Origin of the sequence: Pseudomonas sp. HMSC057H01 (assembly GCF_001836405.1) — a bacterium.
Lineage (GTDB): Bacteria > Pseudomonadota > Gammaproteobacteria > Pseudomonadales > Pseudomonadaceae > Pseudomonas > Pseudomonas aeruginosa.
Window position 1 is genome coordinate 652,865 of record NZ_KV828512.1, and the last position, 15,065, is coordinate 667,929.

The window sequence follows — 15,065 nt, forward strand, 5'->3', positions numbered from 1 at the left end:
CATGCAAGCGCTCTCCCAGCTGAGCTATAGCCCCAAAGTACCGCTGGATCGCTTCACTTCGTTGAGTTCGTCGTGAAGACGGGGCGCATACTAAGGGCGAGGCTTGAGGCTGTCAACATTATTTTTCATCGAAACCTAAAAAATTTTACCGGAAGAACAATCACTTACCTCCCCTCCCCAAAAAACGAGGCCCGCAACTGGGCGGGCCTCGTCATCGACTGTGGAAGAAAGCCGGTCAGCCGGGAATGGCGTCGCGGATCTTCTCCCACTCCTTGGTTTCCTTTTTCGACGCCCCGCCCAGTAGCTCCAGGGCCTGGCGCAAGCGATAGCGCGACAGGTCGGCACCAAGGATCTCCATGGCGTCCAGCACCGAAACCGAGCTGGCATGCCCGGTGATGGCCGGGAACATCAGCGGCATCACGTCGCGCAGCTTGAGCTGGAGGTGTTCGGCGACAGCCTGGATGCAGCCGGTGATGCGTTCCTTCTCCCACTGGCGCAGGGATTCGAGTTTCCACAGCACCAGTTGCAGAACCTGGCGGACCTGGGTCGGATCGAGCTTCTTGTGTTCGAACAGCGAAGCGTCCAGCGGCACCCCGCCGCTGAAGAAGAATCCGGCCAGCGGTGCGATCTGGCTGAAGTTCTCCACCCGTCCCTGCACGTGCGGAGCGATCTTCATCAGGTATTCGGGATTCAACGCCCACTTCTGCACCTCACGGGCGAACTCCTCCACGGACTGCTCGCGGATCCACTGCCCGTTCAGCCAGGAGAGCTTCTCCAGGTCGAAGATCGGTCCGCCCAGGGAGACGCGCGACAGGTCGAAATGCTCGATCATCTCGGCGAGGGTGAATTTCTCGCGCTCGTCCGGCATCGACCAGCCCATCCGCCCAAGGTAGTTGAGCAGCGCCTGCGGCAGGTAGCCCATGCGTTCGTAGAAGGTGATAGAGGTCGGGTTCTTGCGCTTGGACAGCTTGCTCTTGTCCGGGTTGCGCAGCAGCGGCATGTAGCACAGCTGCGGCTGCTCCCAGCCGAAATACTCGTAGAGCTTGATCAGCTTGGGCGCCGACGGCAGCCACTCTTCGCCGCGCAGGACGTGGGTGATGCCCATCAGGTGGTCGTCGACCACGTTGGCGAGGAAGTAGGTGGGCAGGCCGTCGGCCTTCATCAGCACCTGCATGTCCATGCGATCCCACGGAATCTCGACATCGCCGCGGAGCATGTCCGGCACCACGCAGACACCCTCGGTCGGCACCTTCATGCGGGTGACATGGGACTCGCCGGCGGCGAGGCGGCGCTGCACCTCATCCTTCGGCAGGTGCATGCAGTGGCCGTCGTAGCGCGGGGTTTCCTTGCGCGCCATCTGCTCGGCGCGAACCGCATCGAGGCGCTCGGGCGTGCAGAAGCAGGTGAAGGCATGGCCCTTCTCGACCAGTTCGTCCGAATACCTCTTGTAGATGTGCCCGCGCTCGCTCTGCCGGTACGGGCCATGCGGGCCGCCGACGTCCGGGCCCTCGTCCCACTCGATGCCGAGCCAGCGCAGGGCGTCGTAGATCTGCTGCTCGGACTCCCGCGTCGAACGCAGCTGGTCGGTGTCCTCGATGCGCAGGATGAACTGACCGCCGTGCTGACGCGCGAAGCACAGGTTGAACAGCGCGATGTATGCGGTACCGACGTGCGGGTCGCCCGTCGGCGACGGGGCGATGCGAGTACGAACAGTGGTCATGGAGACTCTCTTGCCAAGCGGAAGTTAAAACGGAAATTCAGGGGCGCGATGTTATCAGGCGGGCCGCCTCCGGCTCCAGTAAACGACCGGTGTCGGCCGGCAGGCGGCTGATCAGGAAATCGAGGAAGGCCTTGACCTTCATCGCCTGGAAACGCCGCGAAGGATAGACCGCATACAGTTCGCCGACCGGCAACGGCACGTCCGCCAGCAAACGCACCAGACGCCCGCTGTGCACGCTCTCCGCACAGATCAGCGCCGGTAGCGCGGCAATGCCGGCACCGGCGACCACCGCCTCGCGGGCGAAGGTGATGTTGTTGCAGGACAGCACCCGCTGGCAGGGCAGGCTGTCTCCGGAAAGCGGCCAGTAGCGCTGGGAGTCGGTGGACAGAAGGACCGCGCGATGCCCGGCAAGCTCGGCCACCGATGTCGGCGTGCCGTGCGCCGCCAGGTAGTCGGGGCTGGCGCAGAGCCAGCGGCTGGTAGAGAGCAGGCGACGGGCCACCAGGGTGGAATCCTCCGGCTGGCCGACCATGATCACGATGTCGACGCCCTCCTGCAGCGGATCGACGCTGCGCGAGGCCAGCTCGACCTCGGCGGTGATCTGCGGGTACTGGCGCATGAAGTCGCCCAGCAGGCTGGCGAGGAACATCTGGCCGAACTCTATCGGCGAGGTGATCCGCAGCAATCCCGACGGCGCCTGTTGCAACTGCATGACCGCCTGCTCGGCCTCGGCGAAATCGTGCATGATCTGCCGGCAGCGCTCGTAGTAGGCCTGCCCTACTTCGGTCAGGCGCAACTTACGGGTGGTGCGATTGAGCAGGCGCACGCCCAGGCGCTCCTCCAGCAGGGCGATGCGCCGGCTCACCGTGGACTTCTGCATGCCCAGGCTCTGCGCGGCCTGGGTGAAGCTGTGGTACTCCACCACGCGGGTGAAGATCAGCGCATCATCAAGCCCCATTATTGTTCCCTATAAGCAACAAAGAGTCCGAAGTGTAGCGCCTATAACGTCCGGCGGAACACTGCTAGATTGGCCGAATTTTGCCGACGGAACACTCCACCCATGCCCGCCCAACTCAAACGTCGCCTGACCGTCTTCCTGGTGGCCGTCGGCCTGATCGCCCTGGCCTTCTTCCTCCACTGGTGGTTCATCGGCCGCCACGTGGAAAGCACCGACAACGCCTACGTCCAGGGCGAGATCACGCGGGTGGCCAGCCAGTTGGGCGCGCGGGTCGAGGAAGTCCTGGTGCGCGACAACCAGCACGTGGACAAGGGGCAGCTACTGGTACGCCTGGAAGACGCCGACTTCAAGCTCGCCGTCGAGCGCGCCCAGGCCGCGCTGGCCACCCGCGAGGCGGAACTGGCCCAGGCGCGCAGCAAGCTGGTGCAGCAGGGCAGCCTGATCGCCGCCAGCGCCGCCGACGTCAACGCCAGCCAGGCAACCCTCGGCCGCGCACAGATCGACCTGAACCGCGCCGAAGCCCTGCGCAAGCCCGGCTACGTTTCCGAGGAACGGGTCACCACCCTCACCGCCGACAACCACGTGGCCCGCTCGCAACTGGCCAAGGCCCGCGCCGACCTCGAGGCACAACGCGTCCAGCGCGACACCCTGGGCGCCGAGATCAAGCGCCTGGAAGCGCAGATCGCCAGCGCCCGCACCGAACTGGCGCAAGCCGAAATCAACCTGTCACGCACCCTGATCCATTCGCCGATCAACGGCCTGGTCGGCCAGCGCAGCGCACGCAACGGTCAGTACGTGCAGGTTGGTACCCATTTGCTGTCGCTGGTGCCGGACGAAGACATCTGGGTCCAGGCCAACTTCAAGGAGACCCAGGTCGGCCGCATGCGCGACGGGCAGAAGGCGCGCCTGACCTTCGACGCCTTCCCCGACACGCCTATCGACGGCCGCATCGATAGCCTGTTCGCCGCTTCCGGCGCGCAGTTCAGCCTGCTGCCACCGGACAACGCCACCGGAAACTTCACCAAGGTGGTGCAACGCATCCCGGTGAAGATCGTGTTCGAGGCCGACAACCCGTTGCATGGCCGCATCCGCCCCGGCATGTCCGTCGAAGCCGAGGTCGAGCTCCGTGACCGCTGAGGCGCTGGCCCGGCCGCTTGGCGAACCGACCCGGCGCGACTGGATCGCGGTGCTCAGCGCCATGCTCGGCGCATTCATGGCGGTGCTCGACATCCAGATCACCAACTCCTCACTGAAGGACATCCAGGGCGCGCTGGCGGCGACCCTCGAGGAAGGCTCGTGGATCTCCACCTCCTATCTGGTGGCGGAGATCATCATGATCCCGATGACCGCCTGGCTGGTGCAGCTGCTCTCGGCACGGCGCCTGGCGGTGATGATCTCGGTGGGCTTCCTGGTGTCCTCGCTGCTCTGCTCGTTCGCCTGGAACCTGGAAAGCATGATCGTGTTCCGCGCCATGCAGGGTTTCACCGGCGGCGCGCTGATTCCGCTGGCGTTCACCCTGGCCCTGGTCAAGTTGCCGGAACACCACCGTCCGAAGGGCATGGCGCTGTTCGCCATCACCGCCACCTTCGCGCCCTCCATCGGACCGACCCTGGGAGGCTGGCTGACGGAAAACTTCGGCTGGGAATACATCTTCTATATCAACGTGCCGCCGGGCCTGTTGATGATCGCCGGGCTGCTCTACGGCCTGGAGAAAAAGGCGCCGCACTGGGAACTGCTGAAGAGTACCGACTACGCCGGCATCGTCACCCTCGGCATCGGCCTGGGCTGCCTGCAGGTCTTCCTCGAGGAAGGTCACCGCAAGGACTGGCTGGAGTCGCAACTGATCGTCAGCCTCGGCAGCGTCGCCCTGTTCAGCCTGGTCCTGTTCGTCATCCTGCAACTGTCGCGGCCGAACCCGCTGATCGACCTGGGCATCCTGCGCAACCGCAACTTCGGCCTCGCGAGCATTTCCAGCATCGGCCTGGGCATGGGTCTGTACGGCTCGATCTACGTACTGCCGCTGTACCTGGCACAAATCCAGGGCTACAACGCCATGCAGATCGGCGAGGTGATCATGTGGATGGGCATTCCCCAGCTGTTCCTGATCCCGCTGGTCCCGAAGTTGATGAAGCTGGTCTCGCCGCGCCTGCTCTGCGCCGCCGGCTTCGGCCTGTTCGGCCTTGCCAGCTTCTTCTCCGGGGTGCTCAACCCGGACTTCGCCGGACCGCAGTTCAACCAGATCCAGCTACTGCGCGCCCTCGGCCAGCCGATGATCATGGTGACCATTTCGCTGATCGCCACCGCCTACCTGCAGCCACAGGATGCCGGCTCGGCCTCGAGCCTGTTCAACATCCTGCGCAACCTCGGCGGCGCCATCGGCATCGCCCTGCTCGCGACCCTGCTCGACAGTCGCGCCAAGGTGTACTTCGACTATCTGCGCGAAGCCCTGGTGCCGACCAACCCGCAGGTCGACGAACGCCTCGCGCAACTCGCCGCGCAACTGGGCAGCCAGCAGGCGGCGCTGGGCAAACTCAGCGAGATCACCCACCAGCAGGCGATGATCATGGCCTACAACGATGCTTTCCATGTCATCGGCATGGTGCTCGCAGTGAGCATGCTCGCGGTGCTGCTGACCCGCTCGCTGCCGGCCGGCATCGGCACCCGCGCCGACGCCGGGGCTCACTGAGGATCAGACGTTGACCAGGCGCTCGCGCAGCGTCTGGATCTCGTCGCGCAGTTGCGCCGCCGCCTCGAACTCCAGGTCGCGGGCCAACTGGTACATCTTTTCCTCCAGTTGGCGGATGCGCTTGCTGATCTCGCTCGGCGAGCGCAGTTCGTTCTCGTAGCGCCCGCTCTCCTCCGCCACCTTGGCCACGCCCTTGCGCTTGCCGCGCGCGCCGGGCACCACGGCGCCTTCGAGAATGTCCTTGATGTCCTTGCGCACCCCCTTGGGCACGATGCCATGGGCTTCGTTGAAGGCGATCTGCTTGGCCCGACGCCGCTCGGTCTCGTCGATCGCACGCTGCATCGAGCCGGTGACGTTGTCGGCGTAGAGGATCGCCTTGCCGTGCAGGTTGCGCGCGGCACGACCGATGGTCTGGATCAGCGAGCGCTCCGAGCGCAGGAAGCCTTCCTTGTCCGCGTCGAGGATCGCCACCAGCGACACCTCGGGCATGTCCAGGCCTTCGCGCAGCAGGTTGATCCCCACCAGCACGTCGAACGCACCGGCGCGCAGGTCGCGGATGATCTCCACTCGCTCGACGGTATCGATGTCCGAGTGCAGGTAGCGCACCCGCACGTCGTGATCGCCGAGATAATCGGTGAGGTCTTCGGCCATGCGCTTGGTCAGGGTAGTCACCAGCACCCGCTCGTCCTTGGCCACCCGCTGGCGGATCTGCGAGAGCAGGTCATCCACCTGGGTCATCGCCGGGCGTACCTCGATCTCCGGATCGACCAGCCCGGTGGGACGCACCACCTGCTCGATGATCCGCCCGGCATGTTCCGCCTCGTAGGGGCCCGGGGTGGCGGAGACGAAGATGGTCTGCGGACTCACCGCCTCCCACTCTTCGAAGCGCAGCGGCCGGTTGTCCAGCGCCGAAGGCAGGCGGAAACCGTATTCCACCAGGGTCTCCTTGCGCGAGCGGTCGCCCTTGAACATCGCGCCGACCTGCGGAACGCTGACGTGCGATTCGTCGATAACCAGCAGCGAGTTGGCCGGCAGGTAGTCGTAGAGCGTCGGCGGCGGCTCGCCGGGGGCCCGCCCGGAAAGATAGCGCGAGTAGTTCTCGATGCCGTTGCAGTAGCCCAGTTCGAGGATCATCTCCAGGTCGAAACGCGTGCGCTGCTCCAGGCGCTGCGCTTCCACCAGCTTGTTGTTGTTGCGCAGGTAGTCCAGGCGTTCCTTGAGTTCGGCCTTGATCTGGTCGACCGCCTCCAGCAGCGTCTCGCGCGGGGTCACGTAGTGGCTCTTGGGGTAGAAGGTGAAGCGCGGCAGCTTGCGGATCACCTCGCCGGTGAGCGGGTCGAAGGCCGAGAGACTTTCCACCTCGTCGTCGAACAACTCGACACGAATCGCCTCGAGATCGGATTCGGCCGGGAAGATGTCGATCACATCGCCACGCACACGGAAAGTCGCACGGGCGAAATCCATGTCGTTGCGGGTGTACTGCAGGCTGGTCAGTCGCCGTAACAGTTCGCGCTGGTCGATGCGGTCGCCGCGGTCCAGGTGCAGGACCATCTTCAGGTAGGACGCGGGATCACCGAGGCCGTAGATGGACGATACGGTGGCGACGATGATCGCATCCGGACGCTCGAGCAGCGCCTTGGTCGCCGACAGGCGCATCTGCTCGATATGGTCGTTGATCGAGGAGTCCTTCTCGATATAGGTATCGGAAGACGGTACGTAGGCCTCCGGCTGGTAGTAGTCGTAGTAGGAAACGAAGTACTCCACGGAATTGTGCGGGAAGAACGTCTTGAACTCCCCGTAGAGCTGGGCCGCCAGGGTCTTGTTCGGCGCCAGGACCAGGGTCGGGCGCTGCACCTGGGCAATCACGTTGGCGATGCTGAAAGTCTTGCCAGAGCCCGTCACCCCCAGCAGGGTCTGGTGCGAAAGCCCCGCCTCCAGCCCCTCGACCATCTGCCGGATGGCTTCCGGCTGGTCGCCGGCGGGCTTGAAGCGCGAGTCGAGTTGGAACGTATCCATGAAAAACCTCGCAGGGAGCTGTGACGCCAAGGAAAATCCGGCGTCAGAAATAGCTGAAAGCATGCACCTAAATGTCGCCGCATGCATCAAGGGGTGTCTATAATAACCCCCCGTTTGCGCAACCCTTTGCGCCCCCGCATAACGGGTTGCGTTGCCCTCCTCTCTTCACACTCCGAGCAGCCGCAAAATGAGTCTGTTTTCTGCCGTCGAAATGGCACCGCGTGATCCCATCCTTGGCCTGAACGAAGCCTTCAACGCCGATACCCGTCCGGGCAAGATCAACCTGGGCGTGGGCGTGTACTACAACGAGGAGGGGCGCATTCCGCTGTTGCGTGCCGTGCAGGCTGCCGAGAAGGCCCGCATCGAGGCCCACGCGCCGCGCGGCTACCTGCCGATCGAAGGGATCGCCGCCTACGACCAGGGCGTACAGAAACTGCTGTTCGGTAACGAATCCGAGCTGCTGGCCGCCGGCCGCGTGGTCACGACCCAGGCCGTCGGCGGCACCGGCGCCCTCAAGCTCGGCGCCGACTTCCTCAAGCGCCTGCTGCCCGACGCCACCGTGGCCATCAGCGACCCGAGCTGGGAAAACCACCGCGCACTGTTCGAAGCCGCCGGCTTCCCGGTGCAGAACTACCGCTATTACGACGCCGCCAGCAATGGCGTGAACCGCGCCGGCCTGCTGGAAGACCTGAATGCCCTGCCGGCCCGCTCGATCGTGGTCCTGCACGCCTGCTGCCATAATCCGACCGGCGTCGATCTCGAGCTGGACGACTGGAAACAGGTGCTGGACGTGCTCAAGGCCAAGGGCCACGTGCCGTTCCTCGACATCGCCTACCAGGGCTTCGGCAACGGCATCGAGGAAGACGCCGCCGCGGTGCGCCTGTTCGCCCAGTCGGGCCTGAGCTTCTTCGTTTCCAGCTCGTTCTCCAAATCCTTCTCGCTCTATGGCGAACGCGTCGGCGCCCTCTCGATCGTGACCGAAAGCCGCGATGAATCGGCCCGCGTGCTGTCCCAGGTGAAGCGGGTGATCCGCACCAACTATTCGAACCCACCGACCCACGGCGCCAGCGTCGTCTCCTCCGTGCTCAACAGCTCGGAACTGCGGGCCCTCTGGGAGCAGGAACTGGGCGAGATGCGCGACCGCATCCGCGACATGCGCCTGGCGATGGTCGAGCAACTGGCAGCCCACGGCGCCAAGCGCGACTTCAGCTTCGTCGGTCGCCAGCGTGGCATGTTCTCCTATTCCGGCCTGACCGCCGACCAGGTCGAGCGCCTGAAGACCGAGTTCGGTATCTATGCCGTCAGCACCGGCCGTATCTGCGTCGCCGCGCTGAACAAATCGAACCTGGAGACCATCACCAAGGCCATCGTCCAGGTCCTGTAGGGAAAAAGGGGAAGTCATCGGGAGAGGCTTGACTTCCCCTTTTTAATCAGTAACATACGCCTCGCTGTTCCGCGATAGCTCAGTCGGTAGAGCAAATGACTGTTAATCATTGGGTCCCTGGTTCGAGTCCAGGTCGCGGAGCCAAATTCAAAGCCCTCGGCACATGCCGGGGGCTTTTTCGTTATCGGGACGAAAGTTCGGCCCTTCAATCGCACCTCACTCGATGACGATCCGCGACCGGTTCTTCTCCAGCAACGCCGGGCCTACCCCCTTCACTTCCAGCAGTTGATCCACCGAGACGAACGGACCATGGGCCGCACGATACTCGAGGATCGCCCTGGCCTTGGCCTCGCCGACACCGTTGAGCCCCCGTATCAGGGCGGCCTCGTCGACCGTATTGATATTGACCTGCTCCCCCGGCGACACGGTCGTCGCAGGTGTCGTTGAGGCCAGCGGATTCTTGGCGACGGCGACCGGTGCGGCGGAAGCCGAAAACGGAAGACAGGCGAACAGGATGAGAAGCAGAGCGGATTTGATTAGGTGCATGGGTGCACTCCTTCAGAAATGAATGACCACGTAGAGGGCTTCATGCCCATCCACGAAACCACCTTATCGCCGTGGAACGCACCTGGATCGACAGCCCCAGCAAAGCAGTCGCTTCCTGGTCCGGCACCGGAAACATCGTACGGAGAAAACAAAAAAGGCCGCTAGGCGGCCTTTTCCGGAGAACGATGACTCAGGGTTCTCGCCGCCTCTGGCGATAGATCCAGTCGACGATTTCACCGTCAGGCGCATAGCCGCTGACGGTTTCCCGCAGCAACTGGCGAACCCGCGAGTAGTCGTCCTTCTCCACGGCGGCCAGCAACTGCTCCAGCACGACCTTGAAGGCCTCCCAGCTCAGGTGTTCCTCGTTGGCCCGCATGATCATCGGATGGTCGGTGGGATTCACGTTGTCACCGATCAGCAGCTCTTCGTAGAGCTTCTCGCCAGGACGCAGGCCACTGAACTCGATGGCGATGTCACCATGGGGCGAACGCTCGGAACGCACGCTCAGGCCGGACAGGTGGATCATCTTCTCGGCGAGCTCCAGGATCTTCACCGGCGGCCCCATGTCCAGCACGAATACATCTCCGCCCTGCCCCATCGAACCGGCCTGGATGACCAACTGCGCCGCCTCGGGAATGGTCATGAAGTAACGGGTGATGCTCGGGTGGGTGACCGTCACCGGGCCGCCGCGCTTGATCTGCTCGCGGAACAGCGGAATGACCGAACCGGACGAACCGAGGACGTTGCCGAAGCGGACCATGGTGAAACGGGTCTTGTTGACGTGATGCACGTCCTTCCGGTCGCCGAACAGCACCGGCGCCGATTCGTTGCTGAGCGCCTGAAGGACCATCTCCGCCAGGCGCTTGGTGCTGCCCATCACATTGGTCGGTCGCACCGCCTTGTCGGTGGAAATCAGCACGAAGTTCTGCACGCCGACCTGCACCGCGGCCTGCACCGCATGCAAGGTGCCTATCACGTTGTTGAGAACGCCCTCGGCGATGTTGTGCTCGACGATCGGCACATGCTTGTAGGCCGCCGCATGGTAGACGGTATTGACCTTCCAGGTACGCATCACGTCCACCAGGCGCTCGGGATTGCGCACCGAACCGAGGATCGGCAACAGGTTCACCGAAAGCGACTCGCGCTTGATCCGACGCTCCAGTTCCTGATGGATGCTATAGAGGTTGTATTCGCTGTGTTCGAACAGGATCAGCACGCTAGGCGAACAACTCATGATCTGCCGACAGAGTTCCGAACCGATAGAGCCGCCCGCCCCGGTCACCATCACCACCTGACCGCGGATGCACCGTTCCAGCAGCTCCTTGCGCGGTGCGACGCTGTCGCGCCCCAGCAGGTCAGCGATGTCCACCTCCTGCAGGTCATCCACCTTGACCCGGCCGCTGGCCAGGTCCATGAAGCCGGGCATGCTGCGCACGTGCAGCGGGAACGGCTCCAGGGACTCGAGAATCTCTCGGCGCCGGGCCCGAGTGGCGGAAGGAATCGCCAGGAGAACCTCCTGCGCGCCCGTCTCGTCGATCATCTGGCGGATATGCTTGGCGGTATAGACCCGCAGACCGGCGATGACCCGGTTGGCGATCTGCTTGTCATCATCGATGAACGCCACCGGACGCATCGCCCGACCGAGACGCAATGCCGCAACCAACTGGTTGCCGGCCGCGCCAGCGCCATAGATGACCACCCTGGGCAGGCCGTCCTGGCGATTGAGAAATGGTACCGACTGCACAGCAGAGTACCAGTCGCCCATGAAATACTGGCGCATAGCCAGACGCAAGCCGCCGATCAGCAGCATGCTCAACCACCAGTAGTTGAACACCAGGGAACGCGGCACCACCGCCGGCGGGGAGCGGTACCAATAGACCAGCAACGACAGGACCAGCGCGGAAATGGTGACGGCCTTGGCGATCGCGATAAGGGCGTCGTTGCCTAGGTAGCGCATCACCGCCCGGTACATGCCGAAGCGGATGAACAGGGGAATGGCCACCAACGGGGCGGCGATGAACAGCCAGGCATGGCCCTCGAAGGGGCTGATCATGTCTTCCGTGCCCAGCCTGACCAGGAAGGCTAGCCAGAGCGATAGCCATACCAAAATCACATCTGCGATGATCTGCAGCATCCTCTTGTACCTGCGAGGCATCCCGAGGAGCCTCATACGCACTTTATCAAACATCCGTCCTTTGACCCCACTCCATACATTTTTCGACTGCCCCTTCAGCTCTGATCGCCAACCATACCAAGTTGGGAAGGAAGGACTCTTACTCATCGACATGAAACTCTACAGCAAGAATCGGCATAGGTGACCCAAATTCCGCCAAGATGATGCAGAAAATGTAGCGCTACCGAGAAAAGACAGCAGACAAGACTCAAACCGGTATCACCAGCAAGATCAGCCGTATTCCGAGCAGCAGAAGCTGCCTCTCAGATCACACGATAATAGACGATCTTTTTGTAGAGACGGCACTATGCGCTCAACGCTAGTCCACTGTATCCAGCAAGATGATACTGGAATATAGTTACCTTTCATCCTCAATATTTTAAAAACGCCGAAGCTAATGACCCATCACCAACTCAAATGAGTTTAATAATAGCCCTATATCAGAAAACACAGCTCAAACTATAGCCTTTCCAGCTCACCAGCCTTATAACGGATCGCCAGCATCAACAATGGAACATAGGAAAACAAAACCCCCAAAAAACCATCAAGCTTCCCAAGGGCTACAAGTACTGCAAATGGTAGCAACCATACGAAATTGATAGCAAATACAGCAAGAGTAACCGGGAGATGTCGTCCATAATGACGAGAAGCAAACTGATAGGCATGACTGCGGTGAGCCTCGTAGACTTTCTCTCCGCGTATCAGCCGGCGCAGTAGCGTGAAGGTTGCATCCACAATGAACACGCCGAGCAGAATAATCCAGCTCCATAGCAATTGAGGAGCAATCCAAGCTGCCTGTAAAGATTGAATACCTAGAACGATACCAAGGAAACCACTTCCCGCATCCCCCATGAAAATTCGAGCCGACGGGAAATTCCAAAATAGAAACCCCATAACTGCTGCCGCCAGTACCAATGTGACCTGTGCTACCTTAAACTCTCCGACGAACAGGAAAAGTAGAGCCCCACCGAGACAAACACTAATTGCCTCCACACTAGCGATACCATCAATGCCATCCATGAAGTTGTATAGATTAAGCAACCACACCAGATAGAACGCTGCCAGTACACTCCCTAACAAACCCAGATCCAGAAAAAAGCCAAATACTGTCAAAGGTGGCAAGCCGCCGATCCAAAATAGGCCCCACGCTGCTGCCAAGAAGTGCCCCAAAAGACGCCAGCGTGCTGCGATATGGCCATGATCGTCTAGAAAGCCAAGAACCGCAATGCCAATACCAGCACCTAGCAACGCCCACGTATAGTCCCAGCTCACTTGACCAAGGGCCGCCAGAATCAGCAAAACCAGTAGGAAACTCATAACGATAGCCACCCCCCCCCCACGGGGTGTAGGTACCGAGTGAGAGCTACGGGCATTGGGAACGTCCATCAAGCTACGCGCCAAAGCGTATCGACGCAGACCTCCGGTCAAGACTAAAGAAAGCCCCATAACTACGGGAAGCCAAAACCAGAAGTTCATTATTGTTGATGCTCCAAGAAGTGATGCACAGTCTTATGCAAGGCTTCATCTACGCTGACAGGAGGCTGCCAGCCTAACAGGTCTCGAGTCTTTTCAATATCGACCTGTAGCGACTCGCACAGACGCTGCACAATAGCCGGCTTACCGAGCAAGCGAGCGGAAAAACCGAGAAACCGAGATGGAATGGGTATCAACCTGGCTGGACGCCCCATCGCTTTGCCGGTACGCCGCAATAATTCTGTGGTGGAAAGATCCTCATCGTCGCTGACGAGAAATATCTGATTTGCGGCAGCCGGATGTTTCATACAAGTGAGAATAAGATCAACCAGATTGTCCAACGCAACCAGACTACGCTTATTATCAATAGCGCCAAGAGGCAATGGCATTCCTTTTTTCAGCCATTCCATCATGCTCAAAAAATTCGCCTTTACACCTGGCCCATATACCAAAACCGGCCGTATTATGCTCACTTCCATGTCAACCCGAGCGGCTAGAGAGAGCAGCTTCTGTTCAGCCTCAAGTTTGGAAACGCCATATGGATCAAGCGGCATGGCAATATCATCAGCGGTATAAGGAACACCCAGTCTAGTACTTTCACCATTGACCTTTATTGAGCTAATGAAAACAAACCTCTTGACGCCAGCTTTCGCCGCCTGGCGCGCTAGATTTAGGGTACCCTCAACATTGACCCGTCGAAACTCACTCAAAGGGTCGCGGGATGCATCCTTCATCACATGAACACGAGCAGCACAGTGTATCACTACCTCTTGCCCCTCAAGCGAAGAAGCCCAGTCGTGCTTTACCAAATTCCCAAAAACAACCTGCTCAACTTCTTGCGCAAGCGCTGGATTGGCATCACGCACTGCCGCTCGCACACAATGCCCCTCTTGCAGTAGACGCTTTGAAGTAGCAAGCCCAACAAAGCCCGTTATACCAGTAAGAAAGACTCTCATTTCACCTCACCGCGAACCACAAAGATAATATCCTCCGCTAGTGCTTTCATGATCTTTTCGCGTGCGAAGCGTTCGACAAACTCTTTCCGAGGTTTTGTCACCATGGACAAAGAAGAAAATGCCTTTATCGCATCTTCGACATTACAAGGCCTAAAGACCGCAGCATTCGAAATAAAATCCTGAATAAACCCCGCTGAATAACCGGCCACTCCAGCCCAAATAGGTTTTCCCAAGGCGGCATACTCAAAAATCTTCGAGGGAAGAACTTTTCGGAAAGCATCGTAATCATTTAGGTGCAAAAATAGAACATCTGCTTTCTGATAGGCTGCGATCAACTCACTACGGGGAACAGGAGATGTTATCTCAACATTGGTGCAACCAGCCTCTTCAATGGCATCTTGTAACTGCTTTCTTCTTCCTCCATCACCGATACAGAGGAACCTCAAATGGCCGTCGAAATGCCGGGCAATCTGAGGAATAATCAAATGGAGTCCCTGGCCCTCGCCCATATTACCTGCGTAAAGCACCGTATACAGACTAGAGCTTTCTTCACGCTCACAAGAAGTCTGCACCTTGACAAACTCATCATCAATTCCATTTGTAAATACAACAAAATCACCACCAGGGTAACGCGAGTTGAAGTAAGGCAGAAAACCTGCAGAGACCAGATTAACTCGGGTAGCAGTTCGAACAGTGATACGCTCCATCATTGAGAAAATAGGCTTTACAAAGAAACTTATCCGACTTGGCAACACATCCTTAATTGTATCGACGAAGATATCTCGAATATCCAAATACAGAGGACATCGCAATTGCCTCGCCACCAAGGCACCAAGAGAAGCCGTCATCAACCGAGAGGAAGTTGCATATACCACATCATAATCCTTATTACGAGTGATACCAAGAACGCCCTTGAGGTAGCTGAAAAATGCACGCGACTGGTCTAACATCCCACTATTATGCTGAAAAATAGGAATCCGATGAATAATTAGTCGCGAGTGCTTTTCGAGCAATGGAGCTTCAAGTGAAAAACTACTATAACGGTTAGGTTGAGTAGTAATAACTTCTAACTGCGAGTTTTCTGGAAGCGCCCCAAGCAGGGCACTCACAAGAGCTGAAGTACGGAACGACCCTGCCGACAGATCCGGATGGA

General features: G+C 60.0%; 11 protein-coding genes and 1 tRNA gene. 4 read left to right on the forward strand and 8 right to left on the reverse strand.

Features of this window, described 5'->3' with window-relative positions; genetic code table 11:
• Positions 1 to 235: 235 nt before the first annotated feature.
• Both gltX and HMPREF2581_RS27940 read right to left on the reverse strand, forming a co-directional pair.
• Positions 236 to 1,720, reverse strand: a complete 1,485-nt coding sequence (gltX, locus tag HMPREF2581_RS27935; RefSeq protein WP_003130541.1) for a glutamate--tRNA ligase — start codon at positions 1,718 to 1,720, stop codon at positions 236 to 238.
• 37 nt (positions 1,721 to 1,757) lie between these two features.
• On the reverse strand, positions 1,758 to 2,678 hold the full coding sequence (locus HMPREF2581_RS27940; protein WP_003091419.1) for a LysR family transcriptional regulator: 921 nt from the start codon (positions 2,676 to 2,678) through the stop codon (positions 1,758 to 1,760).
• Between the two features lie 102 nt (positions 2,679 to 2,780).
• Between HMPREF2581_RS27940 and HMPREF2581_RS27945 the strand changes: the two genes are divergently transcribed.
• Both HMPREF2581_RS27945 and HMPREF2581_RS27950 read left to right on the forward strand, forming a co-directional pair.
• Positions 2,781 to 3,815 (forward strand): HlyD family secretion protein, encoded by a 1,035-nt coding sequence (locus HMPREF2581_RS27945; RefSeq protein ID WP_003091421.1) that lies wholly within the window; start codon positions 2,781 to 2,783, stop codon positions 3,813 to 3,815.
• A gap of 49 nt (positions 3,816 to 3,864) precedes the next feature.
• Positions 3,865 to 5,364, forward strand: a complete 1,500-nt coding sequence (locus HMPREF2581_RS27950) for an MDR family MFS transporter (RefSeq protein ID WP_003119736.1) — start codon at positions 3,865 to 3,867, stop codon at positions 5,362 to 5,364.
• A gap of 3 nt (positions 5,365 to 5,367) precedes the next feature.
• Here the strand turns inward: HMPREF2581_RS27950 and uvrB are convergent, their stop codons facing one another.
• Positions 5,368 to 7,380 (reverse strand): excinuclease ABC subunit UvrB, encoded by a 2,013-nt coding sequence (gene uvrB, locus HMPREF2581_RS27955; protein ID WP_003138489.1) that lies wholly within the window; start codon positions 7,378 to 7,380, stop codon positions 5,368 to 5,370.
• A gap of 187 nt (positions 7,381 to 7,567) precedes the next feature.
• On the opposite strand from uvrB, the gene HMPREF2581_RS27960 reads away from it, so the two are divergent.
• Both HMPREF2581_RS27960 and HMPREF2581_RS27965 read left to right on the forward strand, forming a co-directional pair.
• Entirely contained in the window at positions 7,568 to 8,764 is a 1,197-nt protein-coding gene (locus tag HMPREF2581_RS27960; protein WP_003110849.1) for an amino acid aminotransferase, read from the forward strand.
• Positions 8,765 to 8,832: 68 nt separating this feature from the next.
• Positions 8,833 to 8,908, forward strand: a tRNA-Asn gene (locus HMPREF2581_RS27965).
• A gap of 72 nt (positions 8,909 to 8,980) precedes the next feature.
• On the opposite strand, the gene HMPREF2581_RS27970 is transcribed toward HMPREF2581_RS27965, so the two are convergent.
• The 5 genes from HMPREF2581_RS27970 to HMPREF2581_RS27990 form a co-directional block, all read right to left on the reverse strand.
• Entirely contained in the window at positions 8,981 to 9,310 is a 330-nt protein-coding gene (locus tag HMPREF2581_RS27970; RefSeq protein ID WP_003138486.1) for a ComEA family DNA-binding protein, read from the reverse strand.
• Between the two features lie 190 nt (positions 9,311 to 9,500).
• Positions 9,501 to 11,498 carry a polysaccharide biosynthesis protein gene (locus HMPREF2581_RS27975; protein WP_003138484.1) on the reverse strand — a complete coding sequence of 666 codons (1,998 nt, stop codon included), beginning with the start codon at positions 11,496 to 11,498 and terminating at the stop codon, positions 9,501 to 9,503.
• A gap of 444 nt (positions 11,499 to 11,942) precedes the next feature.
• Positions 11,943 to 12,959 carry an MraY family glycosyltransferase gene (locus HMPREF2581_RS27980; protein ID WP_003138482.1) on the reverse strand — a complete coding sequence of 339 codons (1,017 nt, stop codon included), beginning with the start codon at positions 12,957 to 12,959 and terminating at the stop codon, positions 11,943 to 11,945.
• Positions 12,959 to 13,912, reverse strand: coding sequence for a UDP-glucose 4-epimerase family protein (locus HMPREF2581_RS27985; protein WP_003138480.1), 954 nt, complete (start codon positions 13,910 to 13,912; stop codon positions 12,959 to 12,961). Before HMPREF2581_RS27985 ends, HMPREF2581_RS27980 begins: the two co-directional genes overlap by 1 nt.
• Positions 13,909 to 15,021, reverse strand: a complete 1,113-nt coding sequence (locus HMPREF2581_RS27990; RefSeq protein WP_003138479.1) for a glycosyltransferase family 4 protein — start codon at positions 15,019 to 15,021, stop codon at positions 13,909 to 13,911. Before HMPREF2581_RS27990 ends, HMPREF2581_RS27985 begins: the two co-directional genes overlap by 4 nt.
• Positions 15,022 to 15,065: the final 44 nt, after the last annotated feature.